Raw genomic sequence first — 14,373 nt, forward strand, 5'->3', positions numbered from 1 at the left:
GATGATGATGCAAGGGATAAATGTTGGGATTGTAGGTACAGGGATATATATTCCTGAAAGACATATGACCGCAAAAGAAGTTGCTGAAAAAACAAATGGTGTTTGGGCAGAAAGTGCTATTGTTGAAAAATTAGGAATAATTAAAAAACCAATTCCTAGTGAAAATGATGGAACCCAAGAAATGGCGGTCCATGCAGCATTAGATTGTTTAAAGAATACACGAGTAGATCCGAAAGAAATTGATGTCATTTTATGTATGGGTGAAGAGTGGAAGGAATACCCGCTAACCACTTCTGCTTTATATATTCAAGATAAAATTGGTGCAGTTAATGCTTGGGGAATTGATGTACAAAATCGTTGTTGTACGACAGTATCAGCGATGAAAATGGCAAAAGATATGTTGATTGCAGATGAAGATATTAAGACAGTCATGGTCGTTGGAGGCTATCGAAATGTAGATTTTGTTGATTATAGTGATAAATTAATGTCGATGATGTATAATTTATCAGCTGGAGCGGGAGCAATTATACTAAAGAAAAATTATAATAAGAATTTATTATTAGGTTCACATATAATTGCTGATGGATCTTTATCAAGAGATGCTGGTGTAGAAATCGGTGGAATAAATTGTCCTATTACTTGTGAAAACATTGATAAAGCCTATCAATCACTTAAATTATTAAATCCAGTTCATATGAAAGAACGTTTAAACGAAGTGTCACTTAAAAATTGGTATCAGTGCATTGATAAAGCACTTAAAAAGTCTAATTTAACAAGAGATGATTTAGGATATTTAGCAATACTACACTTTAAACGTTCACAACATTTAACTATGTTAAAAGATCTTGGTTTAAGAGAAAACCAAACGATTTATTTAGAAAATTATGGACACATGGGACAGGTCGATCAAATATTATCATTACATTTAGCTTTAGAACAAGGAAAAGTTAAAACTGGTACGGTGGTTAGTATGATTGCTGCTGGTATTGGTTATGTATGGGCAGCTAATGTAATAAGGTGGGGAGAGATTTAAATGGATTCCTTTTTAAGAATACTTTTTAGTAGTTTAGAAACTGGTAGTTTTTATGCCTTAGCAGCCTTAGGAATTATCATTATATTTAGAACATCTGTTATTCAAAACTTCTCTATAGGAGCAATTGGAATGTTCAATGCTTTTATTGCTACCTATATTTTGATGGAGTGGGGGGTTCCTACATGGGTTGCTGCAATTATTGCTATGTTAGTGGCAATTATTGTTGGGATTGTCATAGATTTTGCGATTATGAGACCTTCAAAAAAAGTGACGAGAATCAATAAAGAAATAATGACCTTAGGTTTAATCATTATATTTATTGGAATATCCCCAATGATTTTTGGTGTCCTACCATTAAAATTTGGTAGATTTATCGAAGGGTCTATGAAAATTTTAGGTATTCATGTTGATTACAACACGATTTTAAATATTTCGATTGGAATTATTGTGATGGTTTTATTTGTTTTGTTTCTTCAAAAAACCAAATGTGGATTAGCTGTACGGGTAACCGCATCAAATGAAACAGCTGCAAGATTGATGGGTGTTCCATCTAAAAATATCACAACAGCAGCCTGGGCTGTTGGTGCTGCATTATCAACGCTTGCAGCATTAATGCTAGCTCCACGAATAACAGTCAATACAGCAATGATGAATGGCGTACAGGTCAACGCCTTGATAGCATGCGTTTTAGGTGGATTTCAAACATTTTATGGTCCTGTAATTGGAGCATATGTGATTAGTTTAGGAAGAAACGTTTTAATATATTATCTTCCTCATCTAGGAATTGAATGGTTAGATTCTTCTTGGGCTGATCCTATTTTATATCTACTTATATTATTATTTATTGTTATTAGACCTAATGGAATTATTGGCAAGAAAATCATTAAGAAAGTTTAAGGGAGGTATTTAAATGAAAACAAGAGAAATTAACAGTTATACGAGCAATCGTAAAACAAATATCAATTACATGATATTTGGAGCAGTCATCGCTATATTACCTCTTCTTAATGGATTCGGTATTATTCAAAGTAGTACGATGACGATATTAGGGACTGTAATGTTTTATTCAATTGTTGCGATGGGACTTACTATATTATTAGGCTTTTCTGGACTAGTGTCATTAGGAACTGCTGGATTTATGGGGTTAGGGTCATATATGGCTGCTTACTTTACAGAAGATATGAAACTACCCTTTCTTCTCTCTCTTCTAATTTCTGTTTTGGTTCCAGTTATTATTGGTGTCTTAGTAGGACTCGTTTCATTGAGAATAGAAGGTTATTATTTAGCGATAGCAACACTTGCAGTATCTGAGATTATTCGTCGATTATTTGATATTGATAAATTTACACATGGATACTCAGGTAAAAATGGGAATTACCCGATTATCTTTGGTTTAGAACTAGATAAGAGCTATACTTTTATCTTAATCACAATTGTTTTGGTATTAATTATGATACTGTCAAATAATTTTCTCAATGCTCAAACAGGCCGCGCACTACTTGCTATGAAGGGCAGTGAAGCGGCTGCTCAAGCAATGGGAATTAACCTTTTAAAATATAAATTAACTGCATTTGGGATTGCAACATTGTATGCAAGTTTAGGTGGGGTATTATATAACCATTTTGTCAATTATACTTATCCTGATACTTGGAACTTACTACTTTCACTTAATTTCATCGGTATAATTATTATTGGTGGTATGAGATCTTTATCTGGAGCAGTATTAGGAACATTTATTGTCTTTGGATTCCCAGAACTAGTGTTAAAAGAAATCCCAGGTATTGCGAATATTGATGGATTACAGTATGTAATGAGTGGGGTATTCCTTATCATAATTATCTTATTTTATCCTGGTGGTGCAATCAATATTTTTAAAGATATTAAGGATACATCTAAAAAAGTACTTCAAAAAATATTGAAAAAGCCTCAAGAAGCAGAGGTGGGATCGTAATGTCTAAAGTAGATAAAAAAATTGATGCAATACAAAAAGATACAGTACTAGAAATTAAAAATCTCTCAATTGCATTTGGTGGATTAAAAGCAGTTGATAATTTAAATTTAGAAATAAAGAAAAATGAAATATTTGGCTTGATTGGTCCAAATGGAGCAGGAAAGACTACGGTTTTTAACTGCATAACTCAATTCTACCGTTCTGATCAAGGAGAAGTTATTTTCAGAACAAATAAAAATAAAATGGTTAACTTAGTTGGGTTGAAAGTGCACAATGTCATCCGTTTAGGACTTGTTCGAACATTTCAAAACGTAGAATTAATCAAGGAATTATCGATTGTTGATAACTTGTTAATAGGAGCGCATATCAATTTTAACACAGGTATTTTTTCTCAAGCATTAAGATTACCGTGGGCAAATAGAGAAGAAAAAAATTTACGTGCTAAGGCCTTAGAAATATTACAGTTTTTAGGAATCGCTGATATTAAAGATGCTTATGTAGGAGGGCAACCATACGGTGTACTTAAAAAAGTTGAATTAGGAAGAACGTTAATGAGTAATCCTAAATTAATTATATTAGATGAACCAGCTGCTGGATTAAACGATTTAGAGACTGAAAAATTAGCTGAAATTATTAAAACGATTCGTGATAAATATAACTGTTCAATTCTTCTTGTTGAACATGATATGCGTTTAGTGATGTCAATATGTGATCGTATATGTGCAATTTCATTTGGTAAAAAATTAGCGATAGGTACTGCAGAAGAAATTCAAAATAACAAAGATGTACAAGAAGCTTACCTTGGAAAGGATGATGGTAACATTGGATAAAATAGCTCTTTCCATAAAAAGTTTAGTCGTAAGATATGGTAGTATTGAAGCTTTAAAGGGAATAAATTTAAAAGTTCCAGAAGGGAAAATTGTTGCTTTACTAGGATCAAATGGTGCAGGTAAAACAACAACATTAAAAACGATATCAGGGTTAGTGGAGTCAGTGAGCGGAAATATTGATTTATATGATTTAGATATAACGAAATATCCAGCGGAAAAAATCGCTTCATTAGGAATTGTACAATCACCTGAAGGAAGACAGATTTTTAGAGACTTAACAGTTGAAGAAAATTTAAAAATAGGTGCCTTTACTGTAAAAAAACGAAGTGAAGTTAAAGATAATCTAGAGAGAGTTTATCGATATTTTCCAAATCTATTAGAGAGAAAAAAACAAATCGCAGCAACTTTATCAGGTGGAGAACAGCAAATGTTAGCGATAGGTAGAGCATTAATGGCGAAACCTAAAATATTATTAATGGATGAACCTTCACTAGGTCTTGCGCCAATTATTGTTCAAAATATATTCAAAATAATTAAAGAAATAAATAAAGAAGGGACCACTGTATTAATTGTAGAACAGAATGCATTGCAGACATTAAAAATATCTGATTATGCCTATGTTCTTGAAGTGGGAGAAGTTAAAATGGAAGGCCCTGCTAAAGTTTTGATTAATGATAATAAATTAGTTGAAGCTTATCTAGGTAGTCATTAATAGTCAATAACAATTAGCAATTGCTGATGTTATTAATAGATGTGATTAAAAAAATGGAGGAGAAATATGAAAAAATTGTTTACGTTGTTATTACTTGTTGTTGTAGCTGTATTAATAACCGGATGTAAGAAAGATGATGATGGTCAGCAAGGTGTTACAGACAAAGAAGTTAAAGTTGGTAACTGTGTTGCTACATCAGGGATTTTAGCACCAGTTGGTGTACCATTCAAAACTGGAATTGAAGCTTATTTTAAAATGATCAACGATGAAGGTGGCGTTAATGGACGTATGATTAAATACGTTCATCAAGATGCTGAGTGGGATACAACAAAAGCAAAAGCATGTGTTGAAAAAATGATTGAAGACGAAAAAATCTTTTCATTTGTAGGACATTTTGGAACACCACTTGTTGGCGCTACATTAAATGATATTAAAAAAGCTGGAATTCCATCAGTTTACTTTGCAACAGGAACTGGTATATTATATAATGAAAATGCATTCGGTCAAGATCGTGGTATTTATCCAGTGCAACCAGTATATCCAATGGAAGGTCGTATCATGGCTGCATGGGCAAAAGGTCAATTCGAAGGTAGTAAAATAGGTGTTATCTATACAAATGATGATGCTGGAAAAGATTTATTAAGTGGTATTAATAATCAAGCAGCTATATCTGGTGGAATGACTGTCGTATCATCACAAGTAGCTCCTGCTGCTGAAGATGTATCTGCAGCAGTTCAATCAATACTTGACATGAATGTCGATGTGATTATTATCGCTGCGATTCAAGGGACATTCCCACAAATAGCTAAAGAATTAGCTTCTCAAGGGAATGAAAGTCCAGTAATTACTACTTATGTAAATGCTAGTATTGAAATGACAAATGCTGTAAAAGATGAAGTTGGAACATCATTTGACATTTATGCTAATTCATGGGTAGATGTAGTGAGCGACCCTCAAGCGGTAGCTGATTATGTAGAATGGATTGGAAAAGTTGATGGCGATGAAGACTATAGCGCTAATGCATATGCCATGACAGGTTGGATTGCAGGACATTTCTTCGTTGAAGGATTAAAAGCAATTCCTGAAGATGATGAAGTAACTTGGGCAAGTTATATGGATGCAATTGAATCTGCTCCAATTAAAAATCCATTTGGTGGATTAATTGATTACTCTGATGGTAAACGTTTAGGAACTCAAGAGATGTCTCTATCAAAAATGGATCCAACAAGTCCTATTGGATGGGCACCATTCCAACCAATGCAATCAATTGATGATATTTTAGATCAATAGTAAAAAATATAGTCTAATTAATTGGGGGAGAATATTTTTCCCCAATTAATAAATTAACAAATAATAGTTAGGGAGTGAGAATATGTCTTATAAAAATAAAATTATTACAGTTGAAAAAGCACTTTCTATGATTAAAACAAATGATGTTATAGTCACTGGATTAGGGGCAGCAGAAGCGCGTGAGACATTATCAAAATTACACACAATAGCTGATAAAGTAAGAAATGTGAAAACAACTACTTGTTTACCGATGATTAATGCAGACTATTTTGTAAAGGCAGAATACAAGGAATCTTTTGCAATGGATGGATGGTTCTATACAGGACCGTTAAGAAAAGCGCATAAAAATGGAAATATTTCATTTATTCCCAATCATTTACACTTGTCTGGTACTAAAAGGTTAGACCATGTTAAACCAAATATATATATTGGAAATGCTACCCCACCGGATAAGCATGGGTATGTTTCCTTATCATTAAGTAATACTTATGAGAAAAGAATGATAGAAGCTGCTGACTTAGTTATTTTAGAAATTAATCCAAAATTACCTCGTACATTTGGAGATGTTGAGGTATCTGTTGATGAGATAGATTATTTCATAGAAGTAAATTATGATATCCCTGAGTTGCAAGATACAGAACCAAATGAAAGAGATTTAAAAATTGGGTCTTTTATCGCAGAATATATTAATGATGGCGATTGTATTCAATTGGGAATAGGTGGTATTCCTAATGCAGTTGCAGCATCATTAATGGATAAAAAAGATTTAGGTGTTCATACTGAAATGTTAACGACAGGATTGATGAAATTGGCTAAAGCAGGTGTTGTTACAGGTAAGAAAAAGACAATGCACAAAGGTAAAATGGTTGCTACATTTGCTTTAGGTACAAAAGAATTATATGATTTTATCGATGATAATCCATCATGTTTAATATTAGATGGAAATTATGTGAATGATCCTTATGTTATCGGAAAAAATGATAATCAAGTTTCGATTAATACGACCATTGAAGTCGACTTAACAGGACAATGTGCATCAGAATCAATTGGATCAGTTCAATTTAGTGGGACAGGTGGCCAAGCAGATACTGCTATTGGTGCACAAAATGCGAGAAATGGTCGTTCATTTATTGCTTTATATTCAACTACTATGGTTAAAAATCCACAAACTGGTGAAAGAGAAGAAATTTCTAAAATCGTTCCACAATTAAAACAAGGAGCAGCAGTCACTTTATCACGTAATGATGTGGATTATGTTGTTACTGAATATGGTGTTGCAGCATTAAGAGGGACAAATATACAAGAACGAGTTGAACGATTAATCAATATCGCTCATCCAAAATTCAAAGCACAATTATTAAAAGAAGCAAAAGAGATTGGGTTGATTTATTAAAGAGGTGATAAGGTGTCTTTTTTTGAGTTAGATGGGAAAAAAGTATATTATGAAGTACATGGAACAGGAAAACCAATTCTATTATTAAATGGCATCATGATGTCAACATTAAGTTGGAAATTATTTTTAAATGCTTTTAAAGGTAATCAGATAATATTAGTTGACTTTTTTGATCAAGGAAATAGTGAAAAATTAATTGATGAAGATTATAAGCAAGACCTACAAGTTGAATTAGTCTACAATTTAATTAAGCATTTAAAGTTAGATAAAATAAATGTCGTTGGAATCTCCTATGGTGGAGAAGTGGCACTACAATTTGCGGTGAAGTATCAAGCTTATATCGATAAGTTAATCGTATTTAATACGGCAAGTTATACCTCACCATGGCTTGAAGATATCGGTAGGGGTTGGATTGCAACTGCTGAAACAAATGATGCAAACGCATTTTATAAAGTGACAATTCCTGTTATTTATTCACCAGATTTTTATACAAAAAATATTGATTGGATGAAAAATAGAGAGAAATTATTACATCAAGTTTTTAAAAAACCATTTTTAGATGCAATGATTCGTTTAATTAAGAGTGCGGAAGGTTATGATGTAAGAAATGTGTTGAATACAATATTTATTCCTACACTACTTGTAGGCGCTGAAAATGATTATTTAACCCCACTACCAGAACAGCGATTTTTACATACAGAAATCACAAACTCTAAATTAGTCATCATTCCAGGTTGTGGTCATGCTTCTATGTATGAAAATCCAACGGTTTTTATTTGTTTAATCAATGGATTTGTTAATTCAGATACAACGGTAAGTGTTTTAATTTAGATAAAGGACCTTAATAGGTTCTTTATTTAAATATCATAATATATTTAAAGAAATTTCTATTATTATTGACAAATAATAGGGGTTCTATTATACTAAAAATATAACTGTTTACATATTTTTGTAAAATAATTCGAGGGGAATTATTTTTTTTAGTGCCAAATATGTAAGCGCTTTATTATGAGGGAGGAAAAAAAGTATGAGTAAAGTATTTATAGTAGGCGCAAAAAGAACAGCAATTGGTAGTTTCCTGGGGACGTTAAAAACGGTTCATCCTGCTACTTTAGGAGCATCATTAATCAAAAATATTGTGGATGAAACAAAAATTGATGTCAACTTAATTGATGAAGTCATTATTGGTAATGTATTGTCAGCAGGATTAGGACAAGGTGTCGGTAGACAAGTTGCCATAAATGCCGGAATACCAAAAGAAGTTGTAGGATTATCATTAAATATGGTATGTGGTAGTGGAATGAAAGCAGTAATGAATGGATATGCCAATATTAAAGCAGGTTTAAGTGATTTAATTTTTGCTGGTGGCGTTGAGTCGATGAGTCAAACACCATTTTTAATTCCTAATAGTTCTCGTAGTGGGTATAAAATGGGGAATATGGTTGCTAAAGATCATATGATTTATGATGCGTTAACTGATGTTTATAATCAATATCATATGGGAATTACTGCTGAAAATATTGTAGATAAATATAATATTTCACGAGAAGAACAAGATGCATTTGCGATTAAATCACAAGAGAAAGCAATTAAAGCAGTTGATAGTGGACGTTTTAAAGATGAGATTGTACCGATAGAAGTGAAAACAAGAAAAGAAACGATAGTATTTGCTGATGATGAGTATCCAAATCGTAGATCCAATTTAGAAAAATTAGCAAAATTACGTCCAGCATTTAAAAAAGATGGATCGGTTACTGCTGGTAATGCATCAGGGATAAATGATGGGGCTAGTATGGTCTTATTAGCGAGCGAAGAAGCTGTAGAGAAATATCAATTAAAACCACTTGCTGAAATTGTTGGAATTGGACAAGGTGGTGTAGACCCATCTGTTATGGGATTAGGACCAGTACCAGCAATTAAAAAAGCATTAAATCATGCTTCTTTATCATTTAACCAGATGGAATTAATTGAGTTAAATGAAGCCTTTGCTTCTCAAAGTTTAGGTGTTGTTCATGAATTGTGTGAAGCTTATAATGAAACAAAAGAATCTATCTTTGAAAGAACGAATGTTAATGGGGGAGCAATTGCATTAGGACATCCTGTTGGTGTGAGTGGAAATAGAATTATTGTCACATTAATTCATGAAATGAAAAAAAGAAATGTTACCTATGGATTAGCTTCTTTATGTATCGGAGGCGGTATGGGAACTGCAGTTGTATTAAAACTTGTATAATGAGGGAAGGTGTCAAATGAGTAAAATATTATCAGTAAATGCAGGGAGTTCATCCTTAAAATTTAAATTAACTGATATGCCTAAAGAAATTACTTTAGTAGAAGGGAATTTTGAGCGTATTGGGAAAAATGATGCCATTTTTAACTTTAAAATAGAAGATAAAAAAGAAAAAAACATAATGCCTATAAAAAATCATGAAATAGCCGTTAAATTATTGGTTGATAGTTTGACAGAATTTGGTGTGATTAATGACTTATCAGAAATAAAAGGGGTAGGTCATCGTGTGGTACATGGTGGGGAGAAATTTTCAGATTCTGTGGTTATAAATGATGAAGTAATCAATGAAATTGATAGGCTGTCTGATTTAGCACCTTTGCATAATCCTGCAAATTTAACAGGAATAAAACTATTCCAAAAATTATTGCCAAATATTCCATCGGTAAGTGTTTTTGATACTTCATTTCATCAATCGATGCCAAAGGAAGCTTTTATCTATGGTGTACCATATAATTGGTATGAACAATATGGTGTAAGAAAATATGGCTTTCATGGTACATCTCACAAGTATGTTTCAAACCGAGTAGAAAAACTGTTGGGTAAAAAAGAAGTAAATATTATTGTCTGTCATCTAGGGAATGGTGGAAGTATATGTGCTGTTAAAAATGGGAAATCAGTTGATACGACCATGGGATTTACCCCATTAACAGGACTAATTATGGGAACACGTTGTGGAGACATAGACCCAGCTATAATTTCATTTATAATGAATAAAACAAACAGAACTTTATCAGAAATTGAAAGTGATTTAAATAAAAAATCTGGATTATTAGGGATTAGTGGCTTAAGTAATGATTCTCGTGATATTGAAGATGGAATTAAAAAGGGAAATAATCGTTGTCAATTGGCTCAAGACATGTTTACGAGAAAAATAGCATCTTATATCGCTAGTTATCATGTTTTATTAGGTGGTGCTGATGCAATTGCATTCACAGGTGGAATTGGTGAAAATTCAGCATTAACACGACAAGAAATAGTAGATAGATTGGATGTTTTAGGGGTCAAATTAGATAAATCATTAAATAATGTACGTGGAGTTGAACGATTAATATCAACTAAAAATTCTTCGATAAAATGTTTTATTGTTCCGACAAACGAAGAAGTGATGATAGCTCGTGATGTCATACGATTAATTAACGATTAGTATTAAGTGTGAAAGTTGGTAAGATAAAATGAAGAATATAATTACTATTCAACATACTCAATCTATACACCATACAAATGGGATGATTGGCGCTTGGACAGATTGGGAATTAACTGAGTTAGGTAAACAACAAGCTGATTCCATTGGTAGAGCACTAAAAAAACAATTATCTGATACAACAAACTATACCATGTACGCTTCAGATTTATTGAGAACCAAACAAACGGCGGAAATTGTATCAAAATATTTAAACCTAAGGCCTATTTATAGAACTGAATTAAGAGAAATAAATTTAGGGAGTGCGACTGGGAAAAGTATCAAATGGTTACATAAGAACCAACAAGAATATAATAGTAATACTTCACTACTTGATTTTAAGTGTTTACCTGATGCTGAATCAAAAAGAGATTTTTATCATCGACTTTTACCTTTTATAAATGAAATTGAAAATTCACCAGAAGAAAATATAATTATTGTATCACATGGTGGAACATTAAGTATGCTCTTTACAATGTGGATATATGGTGATATTAGTGGTACAAAGGACATTGCTTTTCAAGGAATATCTGGGGGAGTTTCATTTCTGAAAAAAAATGATCAAGGGATGAAAATCATCCAAAAACTAAATGATTTATCTTATCTAATAAATCACGCTTGATTAAGTATTAATATTTTTTAAATACAAATTAAGGGAAGCCTGAGAGGGCTTCCCTGTTCAAAAACGTAGTATTGTAAAAAAATGTCTAAATAAATATAATTTTCTTATGTTTTGTAAGTGATATTTATTTACTTTATTTACCAAATATATTATAATAAAAATACATATTATTGGTAATAGAGGTTAAAGAAAAAATGGTGATAGTTATGTGTCAGAGTTTAACTAATTTATTAATTAATTGTAAAATACAAATTATCCGAACAATTCGCACCTCTTTTTAGTATTGCATTTTTAACATTATAGGACTTTAAAATTGAATATAAAGTCCTTTTTATTATCTTTAATTTTAAGGATTAACAAAATATTAAATGAGATTTTACATTTATATATTATGAAAAATTTTTTAGAATGGTAGTAATTAAAGAAAAATTTTTTTAAAGATTAGTAAATGTAAAAAATTGTAGAATTTTGTTGTGTGTTCCTTTATAATTAAAAAGGTATGCTCATTATAATTTAAGAAGGAGAAAAGACTAATGGAAGTTAGGTTAGAAGGATTAACTAAAAAGTTTACTGAAACAGTTGCAGTAGATAATATGACAGTTACTTTCCCATCAGGTAAATTAACAGGTTTATTAGGACCATCTGGTTGTGGGAAATCAACTACATTATTTATGTTAGCAGGTTTACATAATCCAACAGATGGAAAAATTTTCTTTGGAGAGGAAGATGTAACAGATTTACCTCCTGAAAAAAGAGGAATTGGATTGGTGTTCCAAAATTATGCACTATATCCTCATATGACAGTAGAGCAAAATATCATGTTTCCTTTAGAAAATTTAAAAGTCCCAAGAAAGGAAGCAAAACAAATTGCTTTTGAAATGGCAAAATTAGTACATATAGAAATGTTGATGAATAGAAAGCCATCTCAACTATCTGGTGGTCAACAACAACGTGTAGCAATTGCTCGAGCTTTGGCAAAGAAACCAAGAATACTATTATTAGATGAACCTTTATCAAACTTAGATGCTCGTTTACGTTTAGAAACACGTGAAGAAATAAAACGTATTCAACAAGAAACAGGAATTACAACGATCTTTGTTACACATGACCAAGAGGAAGCGATGAGTATATCAGACCAAATTATAGTCATGAAAGAAGGAATCGTTCAACAAGTTGAGGAACCTCAAGAATTATATAATGAACCAATTAATAAATTTGTGGCAAAATTCTTAGGAAACCCTCCAATTAATGTACTTCAAGGTGTTGTTAAAAATAGAAATTTAACAATTGATGGTCATAATATTTACCAACTTAATGTACCAGATAATGAAATAGAGGTTGGTATTAGACCTGAAGCATTCATGATAGATGGTAATGGATTTGAGATTCATATTGAAAATGTGGAAACGATTGGTAGAGATACGTTAATTCGTTTCAAACTTGGTAAACAACAAGTTCGTGCATTTATTGACTCTGAATATCGCTTGGTTCCTGGACAAAATGTTAAAATTAGTTTAAAACGCAGAGGCGTTCATATATTTAATCCTGAGACTGGAGAAAGAATTAAGTATGAAAAGTAATTTAATACAAACTAGCCCTCAGGAAACAGGCAAAATGACCAATCTATTGATAAAAATACTTGTTTGGCCATTTAAAAAAATCTATCATATTATTACTAATTTAGTTATCAATTTATATAAATTAATTGTTAAATTGTTTAGATTTATCTTTTTTGTATCTTTATTTATCTTATCACTACCAGTATTATTAGTAGATATAATCATTCAAGTTGTTAATTTATTTGTTAAAAAAGATATTACATTTATAGAAGAATCAACTACGAATGAATATTTAAATTTTTATCAAAAATCAGTAAGAAATCCGGTAATGTTTATTTTTGCAGTAATTATCGATATGATAAAAATGATATTTACTGGAATTGGTAATATATTTTTTTGGATTTATAATCTGAAGTTTTTAAGTTTTTTGACAAAACCTTTATATAAATATGTTTTACAATATGTTTTTAACTTTGTTAAGAAGTTTGTGATTAATCCATTATTATATGTTAAAAACTTAATTACTTTGGAACCTTACAAAAAATATTATATGAAAAACAAAACAGATATTCATGATGTAGCTCATGCTTACATCTATTTATCTCCAGCACTTGTTTTAATCTTAATATTCTTAGTTTACCCTTTATATAATACATTCATAATGTCATTTAAAGTTGACTTAAATTACTTAACGGGTGAATATAAGGGAATAGGATTAAATTATTATCTTGATATATTTAAAATTGATCCTAGATATGTTGAAAGATATGGCGGAACTTTTCAAGCAATGTGGCAGAATACTCGTGGTTTCTGGAGACCATTCTTTAATACATTTATAATTGTTTTTGTATCAGTTCCAATTTCTGTTTTAATTTCTTTATTGATTGCTGTTGCATTAAATTCAATAAAAAAATTGCAAGGATTTTTCCAAACAATCTTCTTTTTACCATATGTAACAAACGTTATTGCGATTGGTATGGTATTTAGTATGTTGTTTAATCAAAAATATGGACTAATTAATTTAGTAACAGGACTTGATACAAATTGGATGGCACCTAAAGCTGATAATTTACATATCTTAATTTCACTTATGATTTATACAATTTGGTCAGCTTTACCATTTAAAATTATGGTATTTTTATCAGGTATCCAAGGGATAGATAAACAATATTATCAAGCAGCTCAAGTTGATGCAACTTCAAAATTTAGAGTATTTTGGAGAATTACTGTTCCACTGCTTTCACCATTTATTCTTTATATTACGATTACATCATGTATAGGTGCATTTAAAGCATATGCTTCTGTTATCGCAATGTTTGGTGATAAAGCAGGTCCAACAGGTAATTATGGAGCTGCAGGAACAATCGTTTGGTATGTGTACGGTTTCCTTAATAATTATGGAACACCAGGTAACATAGCAAGGGCATCAGCTGGGTCAGTTATTCTGTTCATGATAATTCTTGCATTTACTTATGTTCAAATGAAGGTAAGTCGCAAGAGAGTACATTATTAA

13 protein-coding genes are annotated in these 14,373 nt (G+C 31.4%); all 13 read left to right on the forward strand.

Features of this window, described 5'->3' with window-relative positions:
* Position 1: 1 nt before the first annotated feature.
* Complete coding sequence (locus KHQ81_02295) at positions 2-1,033, forward strand: 3-oxoacyl-ACP synthase (GenBank protein ID QVK18566.1); 1,032 nt, start codon at positions 2-4, stop codon at positions 1,031-1,033.
* Positions 1,034-1,930: a branched-chain amino acid ABC transporter permease gene (locus tag KHQ81_02300; GenBank protein QVK18567.1), complete on the forward strand. Its 897-nt coding sequence runs from the start codon at positions 1,034-1,036 to the stop codon at positions 1,928-1,930. It begins immediately after the preceding gene.
* A gap of 13 nt (positions 1,931-1,943) precedes the next feature.
* Positions 1,944-2,984: a branched-chain amino acid ABC transporter permease gene (locus KHQ81_02305; protein QVK18568.1), complete on the forward strand. Its 1,041-nt coding sequence runs from the start codon at positions 1,944-1,946 to the stop codon at positions 2,982-2,984.
* Positions 2,984-3,814 (forward strand): ABC transporter ATP-binding protein, encoded by an 831-nt coding sequence (locus tag KHQ81_02310; GenBank protein ID QVK18569.1) that lies wholly within the window; start codon positions 2,984-2,986, stop codon positions 3,812-3,814. The genes KHQ81_02305 and KHQ81_02310 overlap by 1 nt, the downstream gene beginning before the upstream one ends.
* A complete protein-coding gene (locus KHQ81_02315; GenBank protein QVK18570.1) occupies positions 3,798-4,526 on the forward strand; it encodes an ABC transporter ATP-binding protein in 729 nt (242 codons plus the stop codon). The genes KHQ81_02310 and KHQ81_02315 overlap by 17 nt, the downstream gene beginning before the upstream one ends.
* 66 nt (positions 4,527-4,592) lie before the next feature.
* Complete coding sequence (locus KHQ81_02320) at positions 4,593-5,816, forward strand: ABC transporter substrate-binding protein (protein ID QVK18571.1); 1,224 nt, start codon at positions 4,593-4,595, stop codon at positions 5,814-5,816.
* Positions 5,817-5,898: 82 nt separating this feature from the next.
* Entirely contained in the window at positions 5,899-7,209 is a 1,311-nt protein-coding gene (locus KHQ81_02325) for a 4-hydroxybutyrate--acetyl-CoA CoA transferase (protein QVK18572.1), read from the forward strand.
* Positions 7,210-7,221: 12 nt separating this feature from the next.
* The gene (locus tag KHQ81_02330; GenBank protein ID QVK18573.1) at positions 7,222-8,040 is read left to right on the forward strand and encodes an alpha/beta hydrolase; all 819 of its coding nucleotides are present in this window, start codon (positions 7,222-7,224) and stop codon (positions 8,038-8,040) included.
* A 196-nt stretch (positions 8,041-8,236) separates the two neighbouring features.
* Positions 8,237-9,442: an acetyl-CoA C-acetyltransferase gene (locus KHQ81_02335; protein ID QVK18574.1), complete on the forward strand. Its 1,206-nt coding sequence runs from the start codon at positions 8,237-8,239 to the stop codon at positions 9,440-9,442.
* Between the two features lie 16 nt (positions 9,443-9,458).
* A complete protein-coding gene (locus KHQ81_02340; GenBank protein ID QVK18575.1) occupies positions 9,459-10,643 on the forward strand; it encodes an acetate kinase in 1,185 nt (394 codons plus the stop codon).
* Between the two features lie 28 nt (positions 10,644-10,671).
* Positions 10,672-11,301: a histidine phosphatase family protein gene (locus KHQ81_02345; GenBank protein QVK18576.1), complete on the forward strand. Its 630-nt coding sequence runs from the start codon at positions 10,672-10,674 to the stop codon at positions 11,299-11,301.
* A 533-nt stretch (positions 11,302-11,834) separates the two neighbouring features.
* A complete protein-coding gene (locus KHQ81_02350) occupies positions 11,835-12,881 on the forward strand; it encodes an ABC transporter ATP-binding protein (GenBank protein QVK18577.1) in 1,047 nt (348 codons plus the stop codon).
* Positions 12,871-14,373 (forward strand): sugar ABC transporter permease, encoded by a 1,503-nt coding sequence (locus KHQ81_02355; GenBank protein QVK18578.1) that lies wholly within the window; start codon positions 12,871-12,873, stop codon positions 14,371-14,373. Before KHQ81_02350 ends, KHQ81_02355 begins: the two co-directional genes overlap by 11 nt.

The organism is Mycoplasmatota bacterium (assembly GCA_018394295.1).
Classification (GTDB): Bacteria; Bacillota_I; Bacilli_A; order Haloplasmatales; family Haloplasmataceae; genus JAENYC01.

Excerpts from the sequence above, each read along its gene's own strand:
- KHQ81_02295 (QVK18566.1), top strand. The coding sequence starts at position 2 with ATGATGATGCAAGGGATAAATGTTGGGATTGTAGGTACAGGGATATAT.
- KHQ81_02300 (QVK18567.1), top strand. The coding sequence starts at position 1,034 with ATGGATTCCTTTTTAAGAATACTTTTTAGTAGTTTAGAAACTGGTAGT.
- KHQ81_02305 (QVK18568.1), top strand. The coding sequence starts at position 1,944 with ATGAAAACAAGAGAAATTAACAGTTATACGAGCAATCGTAAAACAAAT.
- KHQ81_02310 (QVK18569.1), top strand. The coding sequence starts at position 2,984 with ATGTCTAAAGTAGATAAAAAAATTGATGCAATACAAAAAGATACAGTA.
- KHQ81_02315 (QVK18570.1), top strand. The coding sequence starts at position 3,798 with ATGGTAACATTGGATAAAATAGCTCTTTCCATAAAAAGTTTAGTCGTA.
- KHQ81_02320 (QVK18571.1), top strand. The coding sequence starts at position 4,593 with ATGAAAAAATTGTTTACGTTGTTATTACTTGTTGTTGTAGCTGTATTA.
- KHQ81_02325 (QVK18572.1), top strand. The coding sequence starts at position 5,899 with ATGTCTTATAAAAATAAAATTATTACAGTTGAAAAAGCACTTTCTATG.
- KHQ81_02335 (QVK18574.1), top strand. The coding sequence starts at position 8,237 with ATGAGTAAAGTATTTATAGTAGGCGCAAAAAGAACAGCAATTGGTAGT.
- KHQ81_02340 (QVK18575.1), top strand. The coding sequence starts at position 9,459 with ATGAGTAAAATATTATCAGTAAATGCAGGGAGTTCATCCTTAAAATTT.
- KHQ81_02345 (QVK18576.1), top strand. The coding sequence starts at position 10,672 with ATGAAGAATATAATTACTATTCAACATACTCAATCTATACACCATACA.
- KHQ81_02350 (QVK18577.1), top strand. The coding sequence starts at position 11,835 with ATGGAAGTTAGGTTAGAAGGATTAACTAAAAAGTTTACTGAAACAGTT.
- KHQ81_02355 (QVK18578.1), top strand. The coding sequence starts at position 12,871 with ATGAAAAGTAATTTAATACAAACTAGCCCTCAGGAAACAGGCAAAATG.